Annotated in this window: 20 protein-coding genes; 1 reads left to right on the top strand and 19 read right to left on the bottom strand. The window is 53.3% G+C overall.

What is annotated here, in order from left to right:
• Positions 1 to 35: 35 nt before the first annotated feature.
• The 13 genes from HXZ99_RS08605 to asnA all read right to left on the bottom strand — a co-directional run bounded on the left by HXZ99_RS08605 (position 36) and on the right by asnA (position 9213).
• Positions 36 to 1358 (bottom strand): complex I subunit 5 family protein, encoded by a 1323-nt coding sequence (locus HXZ99_RS08605; protein ID WP_194756887.1) that lies wholly within the window; start codon positions 1356 to 1358, stop codon positions 36 to 38.
• A gap of 28 nt (positions 1359 to 1386) precedes the next feature.
• Positions 1387 to 2892 (bottom strand): proton-conducting transporter transmembrane domain-containing protein, encoded by a 1506-nt coding sequence (locus tag HXZ99_RS08600; protein ID WP_194756886.1) that lies wholly within the window; start codon positions 2890 to 2892, stop codon positions 1387 to 1389.
• Positions 2889 to 4343 (bottom strand): complex I subunit 5 family protein, encoded by a 1455-nt coding sequence (locus HXZ99_RS08595; protein WP_194756885.1) that lies wholly within the window; start codon positions 4341 to 4343, stop codon positions 2889 to 2891. Before HXZ99_RS08595 ends, HXZ99_RS08600 begins: the two co-directional genes overlap by 4 nt.
• Complete coding sequence (locus HXZ99_RS08590; protein WP_194756884.1) at positions 4340 to 4624, bottom strand: NADH-quinone oxidoreductase subunit K; 285 nt, start codon at positions 4622 to 4624, stop codon at positions 4340 to 4342. The genes HXZ99_RS08595 and HXZ99_RS08590 overlap by 4 nt, the downstream gene beginning before the upstream one ends.
• Positions 4614 to 5303, bottom strand: a complete 690-nt coding sequence (locus tag HXZ99_RS08585) for an MnhB domain-containing protein (protein ID WP_194756883.1) — start codon at positions 5301 to 5303, stop codon at positions 4614 to 4616. The genes HXZ99_RS08590 and HXZ99_RS08585 overlap by 11 nt, the downstream gene beginning before the upstream one ends.
• On the bottom strand, positions 5300 to 5569 hold the full coding sequence (locus HXZ99_RS08580) for a Na(+)/H(+) antiporter subunit B (RefSeq protein WP_194756882.1): 270 nt from the start codon (positions 5567 to 5569) through the stop codon (positions 5300 to 5302). Before HXZ99_RS08580 ends, HXZ99_RS08585 begins: the two co-directional genes overlap by 4 nt.
• Entirely contained in the window at positions 5566 to 5853 is a 288-nt protein-coding gene (locus HXZ99_RS08575) for a cation:proton antiporter (protein ID WP_194756881.1), read from the bottom strand. The genes HXZ99_RS08580 and HXZ99_RS08575 overlap by 4 nt, the downstream gene beginning before the upstream one ends.
• Positions 5850 to 6131 (bottom strand): monovalent cation/H+ antiporter complex subunit F, encoded by a 282-nt coding sequence (locus HXZ99_RS08570; RefSeq protein ID WP_194756880.1) that lies wholly within the window; start codon positions 6129 to 6131, stop codon positions 5850 to 5852. Before HXZ99_RS08570 ends, HXZ99_RS08575 begins: the two co-directional genes overlap by 4 nt.
• Positions 6128 to 6646 (bottom strand): Na+/H+ antiporter subunit E, encoded by a 519-nt coding sequence (locus HXZ99_RS08565; RefSeq protein WP_194756879.1) that lies wholly within the window; start codon positions 6644 to 6646, stop codon positions 6128 to 6130. Before HXZ99_RS08565 ends, HXZ99_RS08570 begins: the two co-directional genes overlap by 4 nt.
• 15 nt (positions 6647 to 6661) lie before the next feature.
• Positions 6662 to 7132, bottom strand: coding sequence for a bacterioferritin (locus tag HXZ99_RS08560; protein WP_194756878.1), 471 nt, complete (start codon positions 7130 to 7132; stop codon positions 6662 to 6664).
• Positions 7133 to 7143: 11 nt separating this feature from the next.
• Entirely contained in the window at positions 7144 to 7608 is a 465-nt protein-coding gene (gene bfr / locus HXZ99_RS08555) for a bacterioferritin (protein WP_194756877.1), read from the bottom strand.
• Positions 7609 to 7910: 302 nt separating this feature from the next.
• On the bottom strand, positions 7911 to 8147 hold the full coding sequence (locus HXZ99_RS08550; RefSeq protein ID WP_194756876.1) for a bacterioferritin-associated ferredoxin: 237 nt from the start codon (positions 8145 to 8147) through the stop codon (positions 7911 to 7913).
• Positions 8148 to 8250: 103 nt separating this feature from the next.
• Positions 8251 to 9213, bottom strand: a complete 963-nt coding sequence (gene asnA / locus HXZ99_RS08545; RefSeq protein WP_194756875.1) for an aspartate--ammonia ligase — start codon at positions 9211 to 9213, stop codon at positions 8251 to 8253.
• Positions 9214 to 9415: 202 nt separating this feature from the next.
• Between asnA and asnC the strand changes: the two genes are divergently transcribed.
• Entirely contained in the window at positions 9416 to 9862 is a 447-nt protein-coding gene (asnC, locus tag HXZ99_RS08540; protein ID WP_194756874.1) for a transcriptional regulator AsnC, read from the top strand.
• A gap of 33 nt (positions 9863 to 9895) precedes the next feature.
• On the opposite strand, the gene HXZ99_RS08535 is transcribed toward asnC, so the two are convergent.
• From HXZ99_RS08535 to HXZ99_RS08510, 6 genes are all read right to left on the bottom strand, one after another.
• Complete coding sequence (locus HXZ99_RS08535; protein ID WP_228517842.1) at positions 9896 to 11476, bottom strand: FAD-dependent oxidoreductase; 1581 nt, start codon at positions 11474 to 11476, stop codon at positions 9896 to 9898.
• A complete protein-coding gene (gene gltB / locus HXZ99_RS08530) occupies positions 11476 to 15954 on the bottom strand; it encodes a glutamate synthase large subunit (RefSeq protein ID WP_194756873.1) in 4479 nt (1492 codons plus the stop codon). The genes HXZ99_RS08535 and gltB overlap by 1 nt, the downstream gene beginning before the upstream one ends.
• 181 nt (positions 15955 to 16135) lie before the next feature.
• Positions 16136 to 17320: an organoarsenical effux MFS transporter ArsJ gene (gene arsJ, locus HXZ99_RS08525; RefSeq protein WP_194756872.1), complete on the bottom strand. Its 1185-nt coding sequence runs from the start codon at positions 17318 to 17320 to the stop codon at positions 16136 to 16138.
• Between the two features lie 135 nt (positions 17321 to 17455).
• On the bottom strand, positions 17456 to 18463 hold the full coding sequence (locus HXZ99_RS08520) for an ArsJ-associated glyceraldehyde-3-phosphate dehydrogenase (protein ID WP_194756871.1): 1008 nt from the start codon (positions 18461 to 18463) through the stop codon (positions 17456 to 17458).
• Between the two features lie 89 nt (positions 18464 to 18552).
• Positions 18553 to 19584 carry an ACR3 family arsenite efflux transporter gene (gene arsB / locus HXZ99_RS08515; RefSeq protein WP_194756870.1) on the bottom strand — a complete coding sequence of 344 codons (1032 nt, stop codon included), beginning with the start codon at positions 19582 to 19584 and terminating at the stop codon, positions 18553 to 18555.
• A complete protein-coding gene (locus HXZ99_RS08510; RefSeq protein WP_194756869.1) occupies positions 19584 to 19925 on the bottom strand; it encodes an ArsR/SmtB family transcription factor in 342 nt (113 codons plus the stop codon). Before HXZ99_RS08510 ends, arsB begins: the two co-directional genes overlap by 1 nt.
• Between the last annotated feature and the right edge of the window lie 169 nt (positions 19926 to 20094).

The raw sequence follows: 20094 nt of genomic DNA, 5'->3' as shown, positions 1-20094 counted from the left end.
CATAGTTGTACCCCTGGGGCGTAATTGTTGAGGGGTTAGGTTTTACGCAGGAGGTAGAAGTAGCGGAGCATGAGGGCGGTGGTGGCGAGGGCGCCGGCGCTGAAAATGGGGTAGAGCAGGCCAACCGGTAAATCGGCGATTACGGCTTTGAATAAGTCTTTGGCATATTCGCCGCTGCTGAAGGGCACGCCGATGAGGTTCAGAGCCGGTATGAGTAAGAGCACCAAAATTAAGGTCGCGGCGCGGCCTGAAAGCGCTCCGACCCAGCCCACTCCGAAGAACAGCACGCCTTTGTTGAAACCATGATGCACCGAAAACACCACAATGGCCGCGAAAACCGCTTCCCAAGCAGCATCGTAGAGCCAGCCGGTGCCGAGCATCACGGTAATCATCCCCATCTGACTGACGCTCGAATAAGCCAGCACGGCTTTGGCTTTCTTGGCGAACACGCCCATGATAGCAGCCCCAAAGGCACCTACTAACCCCAAGATCACAGCCAAGGATGCAATGGAGGCGAAATTGCCCCCGGCGGCGAACTCGCCAAGGGGCAGCGTAAGTAGCCAGCCCACTAAGCCGGCTTTGATCATGGCGCCACTAAGTACAGCGCTGGCGGGAGTTGGAGCGACCGGGTGGGCCAACGGCAACCACCAATGAAGGCCTGCCAAACCGGCTTTTACGCCAAAACCTAAAAACAACAACAAGGCGATCCAAACCCCTTGGGCACTGGCTGCGATGGCGCCCGGTAAATGCGTCAATAACGGCGCGGTCGGGGTTAACTCGCCGGCCGCTGCGTGCGCTGCTCCCCAAATTAAGCCGCTCAACAGCAGGCCTTCACCAACCACTGCGAGCACGATATACACTTTGCCTGCAAACAGCGCGTTCTTGGTCTGTGTGTGTATCACCAAACCAAAAGCAGCGAAGGTCATAAGTGCAAACAGGGTATAAAACGAGGCAATGTCACCGGCCACAAGCAAACCAATATTGCCGGTGAGGGTGAGCAACCAGCAGCGCAGGTACCGGGCTATGTGCGGTTCTTCGGCACCGCCGCTGCGCAACTGTTGCCACACATAGGTGCCGGCAGCGGTCCAAAGCAAGGTAGTCATCAATAAGATGGGGGCTAACGCCGGATCAATGCGCCAATGCAGGCCGAGCATCAGCCACGGCACTTCAGTGACAAACTCAGGCTGTCCGTAGCCGTACCACAACAGTAGCGCTAAGAGCATCGGGATAGGTGCGGCAATGAGCATCCAGCCACGACGACGGACGGTATTGGTGTGCACGAAAGCAACTAGCACTAGTGGAAAAATCACCAGCAACGGTAACGGCACCTGATGAAGTAAATACATCAGCAGCGTCATATTAGGCCACCTTGAACACGCACAATCATCATGGCAAATACTCCCGGAACGCAATCAAGCTAGACCAGCTCAACGGACTCCAAGCATGGGCTGCGAACAAGCCTGCAGCGAGCGAAAACACGGCAGTGGCGACGGTCGGCCACAGCAAAAGCCCATGCGTCTCAAAGCGTCCGCGGGGAATATGCTCATCTGGCCAAGGCTCTCGTCGAGATTTAAACCACAAGCGATACACAATCGGCAAGAAATAACCGGCATTGAGCATGCTACTAAGAATCAACACGCCAATCACCCAGCTCATCCCCGCATCGAGGGCGCCAATGCCCAAATACCACTTACTGATAAAGCCGGCGAGCGGCGGCACCCCAATCATACCAAAGGCCCCTAAGGTAAAAGCGATACTGGTTAACGGCATACGCGCGCCGGCGCCATCGAGGTCTTTAATCTTATGAATCCCTAAGGTTTCTGCATAGTTACCAGCACAGAAAAACAGGGTCACTTTCATAATGCCCTGGTGCAGCAAATGGACAATGCCGCCGATGGTCCCCACCGGACCAAATAAGCAGGCACCCAATGCAATATACGACACCTGACTTACCGTCGAGTAGGCCAGTCGCTTTTTCACTTCCACTTGCTGCAAGGCACGTAGCGATCCCCAAATAATGGTGATCGACGCCAAAATGGCGAGCGGCAGCAACACGCCCAATTGCCAGGCAAACTCCACCCCGTAAATATTGTAAATAACGCGGACGATGCCAAACGCACCGGCTTTTACCACGGCAACTGCGTGCAGTAACGCGCTCACGGGCGCAGGGGCAACCATGGCGATCGGGAGCCAGCCGTGCAGGGGCACTAATGCCGCTTTCACCCCAAGGCCGGCAATCAGCACAAAAAAGATGACCGCTAAAGTGAAATGTTGCTCACTGGGTATCGCAGCCAGAGTACCGGTTTCAGCGAATTCGGTCATGCTGCCGGTTTGGTCCACCAACCCATACATGAGCGCCACCCCAACCAAGAGTACCGCGCCCCCGCCTAAGGTGTATTGCAAGTAGGTGCGGCCGGCTTTAAGGGATTCTTCTGTGCCCCGATGCACCACTAAGGGGTAGGTCGATAAGGTGAGAAGCTCAAAGAAAATCAGAAATGTGAACAGGTTCCCTGCCAAGGCAATGCCCATGGTGCTTGCCACACACAAGCTAAAGAAGCCGAAGAAACGGCTCCGATTCGGTGCCCCCTCCAAATAGCCAATGGCGTATACCGTGGTAAATAGCCAAAGAACACTGGAAAGTCCGGCAAATAACATCGACAGCGCATCAGCGCGCAGGATTAAATCGATGCCGGGTAAGAGCTCATAGCGAAACTCATAATCGACCTGATTGGCGATACCGGCAACCATCACGGCAACGAGCACAATTTTCAAAAGGGCGGCAGTCAGGTTAAGGCCGATACGTAGCCGAATATGGCGCTCAGGCAGAACAAAAATAAGCACCGCGGTAATCAGCGATGTGGCGAGCACAAATACGGGCAGGAGGGTGGTCATGGCGATCCTCCTGGTGACGGTGTGAAATCGGTGAGGTTCATAAACGACATCGGTATTTCGCTCGCAAAACCTAACCCAATCGCCATAAGTGCCAAGGCCAGCGCACTAAATTGAAGTGCTGGGTGGGTTTCTTGAATGTCGTGTTTTGCCGTTTGCACGAAGGAGACGCGAAACACGCGGAACACATAGGCGGCGGTGAGTAGGCCACCGATCACCATCACCACAAACCAATGCCACTGACCGCTCGCAATGGCCGATTGTAATAACAGCCATTTGGCGTTGAAACCACCGCTCGGTGGCAAGCCCATCAAGCTGACGGCGGATAATCCAAAGGCGAAAAGCGCGACCGGATTACGCTGTGATACGCCACCAAAATCATTGATGCGACCATGACCGAGGGCAAGGACTAAGGTGCCCACAGCCAAGAACATGGCCGCTTTGGCAAACGCGTGAGCCAGTAAATGCAAAACAGTGCCTTGCCATGCCAAATGTGCGGCGGCTTCGCTCACGCCAATGGCGAGCGGGAACAACAGCATTAAATAGCCGAGTTGGGCCACGGTGGAGTAGGCCACCAGCATTTTAATCTGCCGTGTTTGAAAGGCCTGCCAACTACCCCAGAAAATAGCGCCTGCACCTAGAAAACCCATGGCCTGAGCCGCATTGACGGTTACGGCGAGGGCGCCAACATCAAGCCATAGCAGGGCTAGAATATAAAATGAGGCTTTCACCACCAATGCGGACAGTAGGGCACTCACCGGTGCTAGAGCGCCACCATGGGCGGGCGGCAACCAATAATGCAAAGGGAAAATGGCAGTTTTAAGCAGCAGGCCGACGGTCATTAGCCCCAAGGCCACTTGCGTGGTTGGATTCGCTGCGGCCATTTCACTTAATTGCACAATCGAAAGGGTTCCGTACGCGCCATACAGCAACGCAACCCCAGCCAGATACGCCAAAGAGCCAAACAGCGCTGCATAAAGATAATCGAGAGCGGCCTTTAACGTGGTTTTCTCGGCAGTGAGCGCCACCATACCCACGGCACTTAAGCCGAGCAGTTCCAAGCCCACATATAAATTAAATAAATCGCCGGCGAGCCAAATGCCATTAAGGGCGGCTAATAAAAACCAAAATAGTGGCCAAAAGTAGCGCTGTTCGCGCGGATAACGGGTTAAAAAATACTGAGCGTAAACCGCACAAAGGGCGGCAACGAGCGAGGTAAGTGCAAGCAAGGTGACGCTGAAGCCATCGGCAATAAGACTAATACCGAGGGGCGCTTGCCAATCGCCAAGGGCGTAATCTTGCGGTCCATCGTGATATATTTGAATGCACAGCAAGACCGCTGCGCCCACTTGCAACACCAATCCCGGAATAATGGTGGCGCGTGCCCAGTTACGCGGTAGCAGCAACGTGAGAATGGCAAACGCCAAGGGAATAATTAATAAAATCGGCGTCATGGGGCGGGGTTCCCTCCCGCACGCACGTAGCGACGTAAAATCACCAAGGCCAACGCAGTGGCGCTTACCGCCACAACAATTCCAGTCAGCACAAGCGCCTGTGGCACCGGATCAACGCCATGTTGATGTTGTGGCAGGCCCACCATAATCAGAAATACCCCTGAGCCCATAATGTTAAAGGCCAATAATTTCTTCATTAAATGTCGACTGGTGAGAAACGCAAAAACTGACAGCGCGACAATAATGCTACCGACAATGGCGTACCAAAGATCAATCGTCATCGTCACCTCCCCGGGGGCTAGAATCGCCTGGCGCGTGTACGAAAAGGCTAATGAGAGTCAGACCGATGGAGAAGGTGAGCACGGCTTCAATTAAGAAAATAAGCGAGCCGGCCCAACCTTCTGGGTAATTGAGGAAAGGACGGCCCCCGAACATGGCGCTCACCGCTACGGTTAAGAACAAGATAAAGCCGAGGGCGAGGCCAAGGCGTAGCAATACATCGGCGCGGCTGGCGATGTCGTAGCCGGCCAAGCGCGCAATCACGCCGGCAGCCGCCACTAAGGCACCGGCCTGAAATGCGCCGCCGGGTGCATAAGAGCCCGACCATAAAATGTAGACGCTGGTAATGAGCAGCAAGGGTAAAAGCCGACGGGTGAGGGCATGCAGCATGGGGTCGCGGGCTTGCTCTGTGTGCGCGGTTAACGCATCACGTTCGCGCAACGCCAATCCGGTAACAACAGCCACTAACAGCACTGCGACTTCGAGCAGGGTGTCATAGCTACGAAAATTCAAAAGAACGGCGGTGATGGGATGATCAATGCCACTTTGTTCAAGGTTGAGCGCCACTTGCTGCGGCAAATTCACCTGCATTTGCGGCGCGTTAAGCACTGCAAGGATGAGCGCATACAAGGTGCCAAAGGCGACGATACCTGCTGCCGCGATTCGCAAAGACCGACTCATGAGTGCGTCTCCTTTTTGCGATGACGCTTGTGCTTGGCTTTGCGCAACGTTCCTAAGGTATCGAGGAAGAGAACACCGGTGAGGCCGGCGCCAATCGCGGCTTCGGCCAGCGCTAAGTCAGGGGCTTGCAGGCGCGTCCAGGTAATCGCCAAAAGCAGTCCAAACACCACAAAAAGCACCACAGAACGAAATAATTGGGCGGATAGAAACACCCCGCTGGCAGCGAGAATAAGGCCGATACCGAGCAAGATATCGAAGACAATCATCGCGCCTCCTTAGCATCGGCGGCCCGTTGTCGTGTAGCGACCAAATAGGCTGCCACGGAGCTGGCACCAAGCACTAAAAACCAGCATAAAATAAGTTTGAGCGCTTGGGCGATGGAACCGGTGGAAGGTAATAAACCCAACACAATCAAACCCATACCGAGGTTGTCCGCTTTGGTAAGAGCATGAATGCGCGTGTACACATCAGGAAAACGCAGCAGGCCGACGGTGCCCACCAGAAAGAAAAAGGTGCCAGCGCAGATAAGAAGAATTTGCAGGTACATCATGACCGTTTCCTTCTTTTCGCTGGTCTGGCGCGACCTACGCGGCGCACAAAAGCGATGGTGGCGACGGCGGCAAGCAGTGCCAAGATAAAGGCAATATCAATGATCGCCCGTTGCTCGGTGGCAATGGCCAGAATCAGTAAAGTAGCAACGCCCGTGGTGCCAAATAGTTGCGCTGCGAGCATGCGGTCGGCTTCGTTTGGACCGCGCCATACGCGAAACAGTCCAATGAGCAATGACAACAGAAGAATGCTTGCAACAATAAAGAGAAAGGTCGTCATTTGGCTTCCTCTTGCAGTGTTTTATTGTGGAACAAGCGTTGAAGCACGCTTACGGTGCGGTCACAGTCTTTGCTTACATCACTGCCTGTATCCAGCACATGCAAACGAATGCCGGTTTCGGTGAGTTCTGTAGCTAGGGTGCCGGGGAGTAAACTCACCACGGTGGCGAAGAAAATACGGGGTTTGCCTTGCGGTAGATCGAGTGGGTAATCAATGAAACCGGGCTTGAGTTGCAGCGTGGGATGCAAGGTGCGATAGGCCACATCCACCCCAGCGAGCAATGAACGATAGCAGAAATGGCCCAGAAAAAGGGGAATGCCGCGGACACGAATTCGGTTTGCGGGGCGCTCGGGCTGCAAACGTATCGCCAGCCACGCACAGAACAGGGCAGCGGGAATGCCAATCAGCCACGGGCCGAGCAGGTCACGGTTGGCTGCCGCCGTATCAAAGGTAAGCAACCACCAGAGGATGGCCATCAGTAAAAACGCTAACGCAAACCGCCTAAAACTAAGCATAGAGCTTCCCGCCCATTACATCATTGCTTGTAAGAAACGCTCCAAACCGAGACGATGGATCAATCCGAGTTGTTGACGCAACCAATAAGCGTGATCTTCTTCCGTGTCTCTGAGAATTTGCACTAAGGTATCGCGGGTCACAAAATCTTTCTCGCTTTCACACAGCTGAATAGCGGCTTTGAGGGCAGAGGCATTTTGCCGTTCTAGTTCAAGATCGGCGGCGAGCATCTCTGGCACTGTGTCTGCATCCGGCAGGGCATGACGGCTTTCCATGTCAGGCTCTGCACCGAGATAAAGAATTCGCTCAATAAGCATTTTCGCGTGCAGACGCTCGTCATCCGCTTCGTGAGAAATTCGCTCGGCGAGCTTAGAAAAACCCCAGTCTGCGTACTTCTCCGAATGGTCGGTGTACTGATCGATGGAGGTGAGTTCCCACGCGAGCAACCCATTCAGTGCATCGGTGATTTTCGAATGCGTTTTCGACATCAAACCACTCCTTAAAGCTGCTGTTGTAGATAGTTTTCCACGCCAAGAGTATCAATCAGGCCACATTGGGTGTCGAGCCAATCTTGATGCTCTTCTTGTTGCTCTAAAATGGTCGCAAGTATTTTGCGACTCACGAAATCTTGCTCCGACTCACATACGGCAATGGCATCGCGAATATGCCGAATATCTTCTGTTTGCAGTTTGTCGTCGAGCTTGAGCATTTCCGCCGGCTCTTCGCCAATATAGAGTTTGCCGAGCTCTTGCAGGTTCGGCAGGCCGTCGAGCAATAAAATGCGCTCAATGACGTCATCTGCATGCTTCATTTCTTCGATAGAGGCTTTGTAAATACGCTCATTCAGGGCAGAAAAACCCCAGTTTTTGAACATACGTGCATGCAAGAAATACTGATTAATTGCTGTCAGCTTTCGGGTCAGCACTTTATTCAGTGCCGCCATCACCACCGAGTTTCCCCGCATAGCTTCCTCCAATGATTAAATGACTTTTTAGCGCTTGTGAGGCGAAAGCTCAAAGCGTCTATAAGACGAGGGGAAAATAGCTGATCTCGCCGCAGCGAGACAATGCAATTTAAGCCCCCGAAAGACTCCGCTAATGTATTGTCACATCAACAGAATTCATCCATTAAGAGTAGGTGCAGCAGCCCCCGAATTCAAGCACCCTTTACAACAAACAACAATTACGCCCCAGGGGTACAACTCGGATTTCGTCGGCGGTGGGGCAGTTGTGCCCCGAGGGTGGAACTCGGATTGGGGGGAAGGAATTAAGAGTAAAGGACGTCGGCGTTGAAAGGGGCCGCGGCATCGCGGACAGGAACTTCAATAACATCAGGACGAGCATGCAAAGACTCATGCAGCACGTCACGGGCGTGGCAAGTACATTTTCCGCATTGGGTGCCCACACCAAATTGCTGGCGGAGGTCACGCATAGTGCAGGCGCCGTTTTCTACCGCGCGAGTAATCTGCTTGTCAGTTACACCTTTACATAGGCAAACGTACATAAAACCACCTCATATATCGATGCGCTAAGTATAAACACAAATGAGAATGGTTATCAATACTTTCTGGTGAAAAACAGTTCCACCCCTGGGGCACAACTCTGTTTTATAGCAAGTCGGCGAACTGAGTTTTTGTTTTTGAGCACCAGACCCCATGCTGAACGTAACCGATATGGGGTTTTTGCATCATCCACATGCACAAGCGGGACTGTCCAATTCCGCCGCCAATAGTTTGCGGCAAATGGCCGGCCAGGAGTTTTTGATGCCAAGGTAAAGATTCGCTTTCGACACGACCGGCATGGGCGAGTTGTTTGAGTAATGCTGCGCGATCGACTCGAATACCCATGGAGCTTAACTCAAGTGATTGCTTTAAGATCGGGTTCCATACAATGATATCGCCGTTCAATGACCAATCGTCATAGTCGGGGGCGCGAACATCGTGAATGCTTTGATCGCTGAGTTCACCGCCAATACTCTCAACAAATATCGCGCCAAACTTTTCGGCCGCGGCATGCTCGCGCTCTTTCGGAGTCAGTTCTGGATAAGCCTGAAGTAAGGACTCGCTAGTGAGAAAAGTAATCTGCTCGGGCAGTGCCAGTTCGCTTCCAAAGCCCGTTTTATAATCGGCTAATGTGGCAAGTAAAGCAGCATAAATAGCCCGAACGGTGGTGTGAAGTTGCGCTTGAGTGCGCAGCTCAGGGCGAATGACTTGCTCCCAGTCCCATTGATCAACAAACACCGAGTGCACCGCGCTCAAGTGTTCCTCATCCGGTCGCAGCGCTTTCATTTGCGTTACAATGCCTTCTCCCGGCTCAAACCCGTACTGTGCAAGCGTGGCTCGCTTCCATTTCGCCAGCGAATGGACCACTTCAAAATCACGCTGCAGGGCTCTTACCGGCACCTGCACCGCTTTCTCAAAACCCGACAGAGTATCCTGTACGCCCTCAGTAGGGTCTGTGAGAATCGGTGCTTGAATTTCGGTGAGATTCAAAGCTGCACAAAGCTCTTCCGTAAATTTTTGTTTTATATAACGAATTTCATGTTGCTGAGTTAAGAATACGGCTTTCATAGTGCACCTCTGATTTGCTTTTACTTAATTTGCGGACCTTGCTGGGTAAAGTGCGCATTCGATGTAAATGTTTTATCGTCAAACAGAGGTTGCATTCAATACTGTTTTATACAAAAGTGATTGTGTGATATTTAATTTAAATAAAAAGTCGTTTTAGGTAATGAATCGTTAGATGTTGTTCTGTTTTTTGGAGTGTCATTAAATGATCGATAATTTAGACCGAATCATTTTGAACGCCTTAAGCGATAACGCCCGCCTTTCCTATGCGGAAATCGCAAAAGCAAATGGGGTATCGCCTGCGACTGTGCATGTGCGCGTTGAGAAAATGCGCAAAGCAGGGATCGTGACAGGCGCCAAATTGTCGGTGGACCATCGCAAGCTCGGCTACGACATTTGCTGTTTTATCGGCATTATTTTGCGTCAAGCGGGCGACTACCCATCGGCACTTGAGAAGCTAAAAGCACTTCCGGAAGTGACCGAAGCCTATTACACCACCGGGCAATACAGCGTGCTCATTAAGGTGCTCGTAAAAAATATCGACGATTTACAGCGGCTCCTGATCGAGCGTCTGCAAGTCATCGACGAAATTCAATCCACCGAAACATTAATTTCCCTGCAATCGCCAATTCAGCGCAATATTCGCGCTTAAAACAGAGTTCCACCCCAGGGGCGGAACTCTGTTTTATGTGAGGTGGTCGGTGATGGCGTTGGCGGCGGCGCGGCCCTGTGCGATGGCGGTGACGACGAGGTCGGCGCCGAGCACCATGTCGCCGCCGGCGAATATTTTAGGATTGGTGGTTTGCAGAGGTAGCGGTTCGGAAGCTGTTGCTGGCCTCGAAGCCCCGGCCCCCGAAGAAGCCCCAGACCCCAAAGAAGCCCCGGCCCCCGAGCCACCAGCCCCAGCCGCTGGCCAAGAACCCACCGAACCTGCCGAAGCTGAAAAGCCCGCCGAAGCGGAAAAACCAGAAGAACCTTGCGAATCAGCATCCGTAGCACCGGCCATCACCAATCCCCACTCATTCACCTCAACACCGGCCTCTAACAACCACTGCGGTGGATTGGCTTGATAGCCGAAGGCAAGCACAACGGCGTCGGCAGCCATCACAAATTCCGAATCAGGCACGGGCTCTGGTTTACGGCGGCCTTGCGCGTCGGCGGGTCCAAGCGCCGTGCGCACAAAACGAACCCCGGTCACCTTGCCGTTCTCAGACTCCACCGCTAAGGGCTGCAGGTTAAATTCAAATACCACGCCTTCTTCCCGCGCATTCTGAACTTCTTTACGCGAACCGGGCATATTTTTCTCATCGCGACGATACGCGCACACCACGGACGTCGCCTGCTGACGCACAGCGGTACGCACGCAATCCATCGCGGTGTCGCCGCCGCCCAAAACCACAACCCGCTGGCCGGATAGCGAGATGTAAGGATAAGAACCCATCGCCATCCGCTCCACCTGAGCGGTATTGCCAATCAAATAGGAAAGGGCAGGATGCACGCCACTGGCATCAAGCCCAGGCAGGTTTCCATCAACGGCCTTATACGTGCCAAGGCCCACAAAAACCGCGTCGAACTCATCCAAGATATCGGCAAAGGACACATCGGTACCCACATCACAGCCAAGACGAAATTCGATTCCCATGCCCTCAAAAATCTCTCGGCGCTGAGTCATTACCGCCTTCTCCAACTTAAACGCCGGAATGCCAAAGGTGAGCAGGCCGCCAATTTCCGGATAGCGGTCAAACACCACGGCATCAATGCCGTTGCGAGCAAGCACGTCGGCACAAGCAAGCCCCGCCGGCCCGGCACCTATCACCGCAACGCGCTTATCGAGCCGCTGCACCGCTGACAAATCTGGCCGCCACCCAGCGGCAAACGCGGTGTCATTAATATGCTTTTCAATGGCGCCAATGGTCACCGCGCCAAAATCATCGTTCAAGGTGCAAGCACCCTCGCACAAGCGGTCCTGCGGACATACCCGCCCACACACTTCCGGTAAGCTATTGGTTTGATGAGACAACTCGGCGGCCTCAATATATTTTCCGGCAGCCGCCAACTCGAGCCATTGGGGAATGTAGTTGTGCACCGGACACTGCCATTCGCAGTAAGGATTGCCGCAATCAATACAGCGATCCGCCTGCCCAGCCACTTGCTCGCCGCCCATGGTCTCGTGAATCTCAACAAATTCGATTTTCCGCTCGGCTAGCGACCGTTTCGGCGGATCCACTCGGCGCACATCCACAAACTGGTATACGTTGCGGCTCATTACATCACCTCCACGCGAATAGAACCGCTCGAACGCGGCCGATGCCCAAGCATGTCACCCACGGCTTGAGATTTGGGTTTCACCATCACAAATTTCGGCAACCATTGCTCCAAGTTCGCCAAAATATCGCGCGCCCGCTCGCTGCCGGTCGCCTCCACGTGATCATGAATATGGCTGCGCAGGTGCTCCACTAAAATCTGTTGTTGTACGGGCACGGTTTCAACCAAACCGCTATTCATACGCGATTCAAAATCGCCCGACTCGTCGAGTACATAGGCCATACCGCCGGTCATGCCCGCTCCGAAGTTGATGCCGGTAGGCCCGAGTACGACCACCACGCCGCCGGTCATATATTCGCAGCCATGGTCGCCGATGCCTTCCACCACAGCAGTCGCGCCGCTATTGCGCACTGCAAAACGCTCGCCGGCAACGCCCGCGGCATACAAGCGCCCGCCGGTCGCGCCGTACAAGCAAGTATTGCCCATAATTACGGCCTCGTGGCTGGCGAACTCCGCCGCCGGATCTGGCGCAAGCACAATCTGACCTCCGGCCATGCCCTTGCCAACATAATCATTGGCATCACCAATCAGGTTCAAATGCAGCCCCGGTGCGTTCCACACGCCAAAACTTTGCCCGGCAGTGCCGGTAAAGGTAAGCTGTAACGGCGTTGCGCTCAGACCTTTCAATCCATGCGTTCGGGCAATCAAACCGCTCAAACTGGCGCCGACCGAGCGATCATCGTTACGAATGGGAAACGCAAATTGCGCGGACTCACGCTGCTCAATACTTTCAGCACACTCTTTCAACAGCCGAGCATTCAGCGTTCCGGTATCGTGCGGCGGGTTCGATTCAGTGCAATGAAGCGGCAGGTCAGAAGTGACACCCGCCGATGCCAAAATAGGCTGAATATCCACTTGTTGCTGCTTTTTCGAGAGTCCATCGGTGACTTTAACAAGCAAATCTGTTCGCCCAATTAGGTCGGTGAGCTGTGCAACCCCAAGTTGCCTTAAGTAAGTACGCACTTCGTCGGCAAGTAAGTGAAAATAGTTCTCCACCTTCTCGGGCAAGCCGGAGAAATAGTGATCCCGTAAGTTTTTATCTTGTGTTGCGACACCGGTCGCACAATTATTTAGGTGGCAAATACGTAAGTATTTACAGCCTAGTGCCACCATAGGAGCAGTGCCAAATCCAAAACTTTCGGCCCCCAAAATGGCAGCTTTAATCACATCCAACCCGGTTTTTAGGCCACCATCCACCTGCAGCCGTACTTTATGGCGCAGACCATTGGTCACTAGCGCCTCATGCACTTCGGCAAGGCCTAGCTCCCACGGCGACCCGGCATATTTTACCGATGTCAGAGGGCTGGCGCCGGTACCGCCGTCGTAGCCCGACACGGTAATCAAATCCGCATACGCCTTGGCAACGCCAGTGGCGATGGTGCCGATGCCCGGCTCCGACACCAGCTTCACGGAAACGAGGGCCTCAGGGTTCACTTGCTTGAGGTCAAAAATAAGTTGAGCGAGGTCTTCAATGGAATAAATATCATGATGAGGTGGGGGAGAAATCAGCGTGACGCCCGGCACCGAGTAGCGTAGTTGAGCAATTTCTGCCGTCACTTTTTCGCCGGGCAGTTGGCCGCCTTCGCCAGGCTTGGCCCCTTGCGCAATTTTAATTTGCAGCACATCCGCGTGCACCAAATAATGTGGAGTCACCCCAAAGCGACCCGATGCGACCTGCTTAATACGCGAGTTCTTTAAGGTTCCAAAGCGTTTCGGATCTTCGCCGCCTTCGCCGGAATTACTGTGTCCACCAAGGCGGTTCATCGCCACCGCGAGGGCCTCATGAGCTTCCGGGCTCAAGGCACCAATCGACATCGCAGCGCTGTCGAAGCGTTGGAATAACTGCGAGCTGTTTTCTGGCTCGACGTCCGCGGGTTTTTCAGGGGGAACCAATGCCATTAGATCCCGCAACATAGCCACAGGCCTCTCATTCACGGCCTTGCAATAGCGCGCGTAGGCCTCGGCATCACGGTGATTCGCGGCTTGCTGCAGACTGCTCACCACATCCGGGTTGTAGGCATGGTACTCACCGCCATGTACGTATTTGAGCAGGCCACCATGAGAGATGGGCTTGCGCGGCAGCCAGGCAACATGGTGCAGGCGCAGCAAATCCTGCTGAATATCATCAAAACAGATTCCGTTAATGCGGCGGTGACACACGGGGAAGCAGAGCTGATGCATGGTATCGCTGACGCCAACAAGCTCAAATAAACCGGCGCCGCGATAGCTGGAAATGGTAGAAATGCCCATTTTCGAGAGAATTTTAAGCAGGCCTTTATTGATGCCCAGTCGGTAATTAAGCACCGCATCGCGCACCGGTAAATCAATCCGATGCTGCTCGACCCCTTGCTCAATTGTTTCATAAGCCAAAAACGGATACACCGCGGTGGCGCCCAAACCAATAAGTACGGCAAAATGGTGCGAATCCCGGGCTGACGCAGTTTCCACGATGATGTTGGCATCACAGCGCAGCTGCTCGCGCACCAAACGGGCCTGCACCGCGCCGGTCGCCATCGCAGCAGGAATGGGCAGTTGACCCTTGGCGATGTTTCGGTCGCTGAGGATGACGATTACCACTTTTTGCTCACGCACCGCCTCAATGACTGCATCGGTAAGGCCTTCCACCGCTTGCTGCAAGCTTTGCTGTTCGGGATCAAAATAGAGGGAGAAGCTTTGCCAGGCGTAATGTTTATCGTCGAGCGCTTTAAGTTGTTTCAGATCCGTGTACATCAACACCGGCGATTCGAACAGCACGCGATTGGCATAGCCGGAGGTTTCATTGAACATGTTTTGCTCGCGACCAATGCAGGTGGCTAGCGACATCACGTGTCGTTCGCGGATAGGGTCAATCGGCGGATTGGTAACTTGGGCAAACTGCTGGCGAAAGTAATCGTAGAGCTGGCGCGGTTGATTTGAGAGTACGGCGACCGGCGTGTCGTCGCCCATTGAGCCTGTGGCCTCCTGACCATCTATGGCTAACACCTTGATGACCTGCTCAATTTCTTCGCGGGTATAAAAGAATTGCTTGTGGAAGGTGGCCATGGTGGTGTCATCAAACAGGCGCTTGCCGAGCTGACTGGTATCGGCCTCTTCAAAGGGCGTGAGCCGCAAAATATGCGCATCGAGCCAATCTTTGTAGGGATGACGCGATTGCAAATCCATATCAATGGCCCGGGAGCGCCAGATTTTGCCGTTGTAGGTATCCACCGCGAGCATTTCGCCAGGGCCGAGTCGGCCTTTGTCGACCACATCCTCGGGCGCATAATCCCAAGTACCCACCTCCGACGCCACAGTGAGGTAATCGTCTTTGGTAATGACAAAACGGGCAGGGCGCAAGCCATTGCGATCCAAACTGCAGGCCACGTGGCGACCGTTGCTTAACACCACGCCAGCTGGCCCGTCCCAGGGTTCCATGTGCATGGAGTTGAACTCGTAGAACGCGCGCAGTTCTGGGGCCATGGTCGGATCGCCCTGCCATGCCGGCGGGATGAGTAAGCGCATGGCTCGGAACAGATCCATGCCACCAGCGAGGAGTAGCTCGAGCATGTTGTCGAGCGAGGACGAATCCGACCCGCGATCGCTCACAAAAGGTGCTGCGTCGTTTAAATCGGGCAATAGGGGACTATGCATTTTGTAGCTGCGAGCCCGCGCCCATTGCCGGTTGCCCGCCACCGTATTGATTTCGCCATTGTGGGCGAGGAAACGAAACGGCTGTGCGAGCGGCCAACGGGGTTGAGTGTTGGTGCTAAAACGTTGATGGAACACACAATTGGCAGATTTAAGGCGGGAATCGGCAAGGTCCGGATAAAAGCTAGCCAAATCTTCCGGCATCATCAGACCCTTGTACACAATCACCAAGCACGAGAGCGAACAGACGTAGAAATCGGGGTCATCGTTGAGGCGTTTTTCCGCACGACGACGGGCCATAAATAGCCGTCGTTCCAAATCTTTCTTCCGCCAACCCGGTTGCGCCGTTACAAAAACCTGCGCCATGGCCGGCAGCGTTGAGCGCGCGATATCACCGAGCACATCAGGGTTGTTCGGGGTGTCGCGCCAACCGTTAATTGTTAGGGTTTCTTTCTCTAGCTCTTCTTCGAGGATGGCCTTTGCGCGGGCTTGCTTGTCGGGGTCGGGGCTTAGGAAAATCTGACCAATGGCAAACTTTTTACCGATCGACCAATCACTTTCTTCTGCTATGGTGCGAAAAAAATCAGTGGGGAGCTGCATTAGAATGCCGCAACCGTCGCCGGTTTTGCCATCGGCGCCAATCGCGCCGCGATGCATCATTCGAGTGAGCGCCGTGATGGCTCGTTGTATCAGCGAATGACTCGCCTCACCATTCAGATGCGCGATCAGACCAAAGCCGCAATTATCACGGACATCGTTCGCTGACGTATTCGCACCGTACAAACCCACCATACAAGACCCCCAATATTGTATACCTTCTATTCACCATATCAGAAAATCACAACAACATGCATAAATCCCCTGAATGCCAACTATCCCCCACCCCGCACCAACAGTTGTGCCCCTGGGATGGAACTCGGTTTTTGTCCGTAGTTCAACAGTTGTGCCCCTGGGGTGGAACTCGGTTTTTGTCCTAAAGTCGGCGGACAATGATGGTACTGGTGGCGAGGAAGATCACAGAAACGAGCAAGCAGGCGACAAATCCGGCGGTTTGGAAGATCAGGCCGGATAAAACCGTGCCAATAAGGCGTCCCATGGCGTTGGCCATGTAGTAGAAACCGACGTCGAGGGAAACGCCGTCGGCATTTGCGAAGCGAATAATGAGATAGCTGTGTAGTGACGAATTGACCGCAAACATAAACGCGAAGAGCATAAGGCCAGTAACGATAATCCATTGCGGGGCCACGCCGGCGTTAAGCAGCAAGGCGATGCCGAGGGGAATGAGGGTCAAGCCCGCTGCCCAAAGTACCGCAGCGTTGCGATCGGGGCCATGTTCGACACCGGCCTGATCACGCCCAGTCAAACGCGGCGCGATACCCTGAATAAACCCATAGAAAATAACCCAAATGGCGAGAAATGCCCCCACCTGCCAGTGATCCCAGTTAAATTGCTGGCTCAACACAACGGGCAGCGCAATGACAAACCAGACATCTCGGGCGCCAAACAAAAACATACGCGCAGCTGATAAAATATTGATTGCTCGGCTTTTTGAGAAAATCTCTTTGAATTTAGGCTTGGCTTTCGCCTTGCCCAACTCGCTTTGTAACAAAATAAGGCTGAGCAACCAGGTCACCAGCAGCAGTGCCATTAATGTGTAGAGGGCGCCGACGAATCCAAACAGGGTGAGCAGCAAACCACCCAAAAAGAACCCCACGCCTTTGAGCGCATTTTTCGATCCCGTTAAAATAGCGACCCACTTATACAAGGTGCTTTGGGCGTTATCAGGAACCAGTAGTTTGATCGCGCCTTTCGCGCTCATCTTATTGAGATCTTTAGCAATTCCGGATATAGCCTGGGCGGCCATAACCCACAAAACGGTGAGATATTCGGTAGGCACGGTAAGGGCGGCAAGGGCAATAATTTGCAGTACCAAACCAATCTGCATAGTGCGATTGAGGCCGATGCGTGCGCCCAAATAGCCGCCCACAAGATTTGTAACCACCCCAAAAAACTCGTAGAAAATAAACAGCATGGCGATTTCGAGCGGTGAGAATCCGAGCTGATGGAAAAACAAAACCACCAGCATACGAAGGGCCCCGTCGGTGAGCGTAAATGCCCAATAGTTCCCCGTAATCACTAAATACTGTTGCAGATTCATAGTTTTTAATTCTCAATCAACCGACGAAAACAGAGTTCCACCCCTGGGGCAGAACTGTTGCAGCCGAGGCGGGGCGCGGTTTTTGCCGTTTTTCATTGCCGACAAAAACCGAGTTGTACCCCTGGGGCGTAACTGTTAGCGGGTGGCGATGCGTTTGGCGAGGTCGATGACGCGGTTGGCGTAGCCCCACTCGTTGTCGTACCACGCGTAGATTTTCACGTGGGTCTCGTTGACCACGAGCGTAGAGAGCGCATCGACAATGCTTGAACGTGGGTCGGTTTTGTAATCGATGGAAACCAAAGGTCGCTCTTCGTATCCTAAAACGCCTTCAAGTTCTCCCGCTGCAGCCGCTTTCAACGCAGCGTTTACTTCCTTCGCCGAGGTTGGTTTTTCCACCTCAAACACCATATCCGTCAGCGACGGGCAGTCGAGAGGAACACGCACCGCGTGGCCATTAATCCGACCTTCAAGCTCAGGAAAAATCATGGTAATTGCTTGCGCGGAACCCGTTGTTGTTGGAATCAAGGAACTGAGTGCGCGGGCCCGGCGAATGTCTTTATGAGGCGCGTCTAGAATACTTTGGGTATTGGTGAGCGCATGAATAGTGGTCATCGACGCATGTTTAATGCGGAAATGCTCGTTGATCACGGCCACCACCGGCGCCAAGCAGTTAGTGGTACACGACGCCGCGCTCACAATGGAATGCTCGAGCGGGTCAAAATCCAAATCGTTGACGCCCACAACCACGTTAGGCACACCCTTACTTTTAACCGGAGCGCTTACCACCACATGGTCGACGCCCTGATCAAGATAGGCCTGAATGGCTTCGGCGGTTTTGAACTTGCCCGAGGCTTCAATCACGATATCGCAGCCCGACCAGTCGCCGCTGCCAATTTCCTTATGCTGGGTGTAGCGCAGGCGCTGCTCGTCGATGGTAATGGAATTCGGATCACTGGTGATATTGCGCTTCCAGCGGCCGTGGGTGGAGTCGAACTCCAACAAATGGGCCATTAAATTACCGTCGCCGCCCGGGTCGTTAATCATAACGAACTCAAACTCATCAGAATCAAAACCCGCCCGAAGCGCGAGCCGTCCAATACGGCCAAACCCATTAATCCCAACGCGAACCTTTTTACTGCTCATAAATCATTCCTTCTGTTGCGATGCCATAAACCTCGGCGACATTCCACATTACTAAATATACGCATTAAGTTACAAATTCGCGTATAGCGCTAAGTTTTTTTGCTGCGTGCGTTGAGATATGGGGCAATGCGATTGGAGAGCGCCACCAAGGTGAGCATTACCGGCACCTCAACTAAAACGCCAACAACGGTAGCAAGAGCCGCGCCCGAGGTTACCCCAAAAACGCCGATGGCGACTGCCACGGCCAGCTCAAAAAAGTTTGACGTGCCGATAAGACAGGCCGGTGCCGCAATGCGCGAGGGCAATCGCAAGAACCAGGCGCCGCTTAGCGCGATACCGTAAATCATATAGGTTTGCAGGATCAAAGGGATGGCGATTAACAGCATCACAAACGGACTTTTGATAATGGATTGCGCCTGTAACCCGAATAAAATTAATACCGTAAGGCAAAGCCCAATGACCGCGGCTGGCTTCAAACGTTGCTGAAATTGAGCTAGTGCTTCCGGGCCTTTGCGCAGTAGCCAAGCGCGAGCGACGAGGGCGGCGATAAGGGGAATGACGACGTATAAAAGTACCGACAACGTGAGTGTGGCCCAAGGTACGGTGAGATCGGTAAGGCCGAGCAGTAGACCGGCAATGGGGGCGAAGGCGAAAATTAAAATGACATCATTTACAGATACTTGCAGTAACGTATAGGAGGCGTCGCCGCGCGTTAATTGGCTCCAAACGAACACCATCGCAGTGCACGGGGCCACGCCTAGCAGAATTAACCCGGCCAAGTATTGGGCTTGGTCTTCTGGCGAAATGAAATCGGCAAACACCATGTAAAAGAAGAAATAGCCGAGGGCGAACATGGTGAAAGGTTTAATAAGCCAGTTAACGACCAGCGTAAGAATGAGCCCCTTTGGCTCTCGCGTGGCCATTTTAATCGAGGTGAGATTTACCTGCGTCATCATTGGGAAAATCATGGCCCAAATCAGCACCGCAACAACCAAATTAACTTGTGCAAACTCGGCTTCGGCAATCCAATCAAACATCGCAGGCGCAAGAATGCCCAATGCAATGCCACCGACGATACAAAACCCGACCCACACCGATAGATAACGTTCGAAAATCCCCATTAACAACAGCGCTCCGGAATCGGATTCATGGTTTTTAGATTGGTTGTGGCCACAGCGATTTTCTCTGGCGATTGCGCAATCACGTCTTCTGCAAGCTGATTAATCCAGTCGGGAAGCTCTTGATTTAACGTATAAAACATCCATTGGCCGCGACGCGTGGTCGTCACTAAGCCCGCCGTACGCATAATCCCCAAATGGCGTGACATCTTAGGCTGCGGCTGCTCTAACGCACAGGTAATTTCACACACACAAAGCTCGCCTTTAGCATGCAACAACCCAAGCAATTCCAACCGATGCGGATCTGCTAGTGCTTTCACTTGTATTGAAATCTGCTCAATCATATCTATATATCCTAATATACGCATATACAAATATAACAGCCCCCACCCCGAAAAACAATTACGCCCCAGGGGTGGAACTCTGTTTTCGTCGGTTGTAGCTCTGGGGTGGAACTTCCGATCTTGCGGGTTTTATAACCTGTTCTACACTAATGATGAGGCTCATAACCAT

Origin of the sequence: Aliidiomarina indica, from assembly GCF_015354615.1 — a bacterium.
GTDB classification, from domain to species: domain Bacteria; phylum Pseudomonadota; class Gammaproteobacteria; order Enterobacterales; family Alteromonadaceae; genus Aliidiomarina; species Aliidiomarina indica.
Note: the sequence above shows the minus strand (reverse complement) of the source record. Positions and strands in the feature narration are given on the sequence as shown.

What these genes read in the sequence shown, in the direction of transcription:
- HXZ99_RS08605 (WP_194756887.1), bottom strand. Translation starts at nt 1,358, where the DNA reads ATGACGCTGCTGATGTATTTACTTCATCAGGTGCCGTTACCGTTGCTG.
- HXZ99_RS08600 (WP_194756886.1), bottom strand. Translation starts at nt 2,892, where the DNA reads ATGACCACCCTCCTGCCCGTATTTGTGCTCGCCACATCGCTGATTACC.
- HXZ99_RS08595 (WP_194756885.1), bottom strand. Translation starts at nt 4,343, where the DNA reads ATGACGCCGATTTTATTAATTATTCCCTTGGCGTTTGCCATTCTCACG.
- HXZ99_RS08590 (WP_194756884.1), bottom strand. Translation starts at nt 4,624, where the DNA reads ATGACGATTGATCTTTGGTACGCCATTGTCGGTAGCATTATTGTCGCG.
- HXZ99_RS08585 (WP_194756883.1), bottom strand. Translation starts at nt 5,303, where the DNA reads ATGAGTCGGTCTTTGCGAATCGCGGCAGCAGGTATCGTCGCCTTTGGC.
- HXZ99_RS08580 (WP_194756882.1), bottom strand. Translation starts at nt 5,569, where the DNA reads ATGATTGTCTTCGATATCTTGCTCGGTATCGGCCTTATTCTCGCTGCC.
- HXZ99_RS08575 (WP_194756881.1), bottom strand. Translation starts at nt 5,853, where the DNA reads ATGATGTACCTGCAAATTCTTCTTATCTGCGCTGGCACCTTTTTCTTT.
- HXZ99_RS08570 (WP_194756880.1), bottom strand. Translation starts at nt 6,131, where the DNA reads ATGACGACCTTTCTCTTTATTGTTGCAAGCATTCTTCTGTTGTCATTG.
- HXZ99_RS08565 (WP_194756879.1), bottom strand. Translation starts at nt 6,646, where the DNA reads ATGCTTAGTTTTAGGCGGTTTGCGTTAGCGTTTTTACTGATGGCCATC.
- HXZ99_RS08560 (WP_194756878.1), bottom strand. Translation starts at nt 7,132, where the DNA reads ATGTCGAAAACGCATTCGAAAATCACCGATGCACTGAATGGGTTGCTC.
- bfr (WP_194756877.1), bottom strand. Translation starts at nt 7,608, where the DNA reads ATGCGGGGAAACTCGGTGGTGATGGCGGCACTGAATAAAGTGCTGACC.
- HXZ99_RS08550 (WP_194756876.1), bottom strand. Translation starts at nt 8,147, where the DNA reads ATGTACGTTTGCCTATGTAAAGGTGTAACTGACAAGCAGATTACTCGC.
- asnA (WP_194756875.1), bottom strand. Translation starts at nt 9,213, where the DNA reads ATGAAAGCCGTATTCTTAACTCAGCAACATGAAATTCGTTATATAAAA.
- asnC (WP_194756874.1), top strand. Translation starts at nt 9,416, where the DNA reads ATGATCGATAATTTAGACCGAATCATTTTGAACGCCTTAAGCGATAAC.
- HXZ99_RS08535 (WP_228517842.1), bottom strand. Translation starts at nt 11,476, where the DNA reads ATGAGCCGCAACGTATACCAGTTTGTGGATGTGCGCCGAGTGGATCCG.
- gltB (WP_194756873.1), bottom strand. Translation starts at nt 15,954, where the DNA reads ATGGTGGGTTTGTACGGTGCGAATACGTCAGCGAACGATGTCCGTGAT.
- arsJ (WP_194756872.1), bottom strand. Translation starts at nt 17,320, where the DNA reads ATGAATCTGCAACAGTATTTAGTGATTACGGGGAACTATTGGGCATTT.
- HXZ99_RS08520 (WP_194756871.1), bottom strand. Translation starts at nt 18,463, where the DNA reads ATGAGCAGTAAAAAGGTTCGCGTTGGGATTAATGGGTTTGGCCGTATT.
- arsB (WP_194756870.1), bottom strand. Translation starts at nt 19,584, where the DNA reads ATGGGGATTTTCGAACGTTATCTATCGGTGTGGGTCGGGTTTTGTATC.
- HXZ99_RS08510 (WP_194756869.1), bottom strand. Translation starts at nt 19,925, where the DNA reads ATGATTGAGCAGATTTCAATACAAGTGAAAGCACTAGCAGATCCGCAT.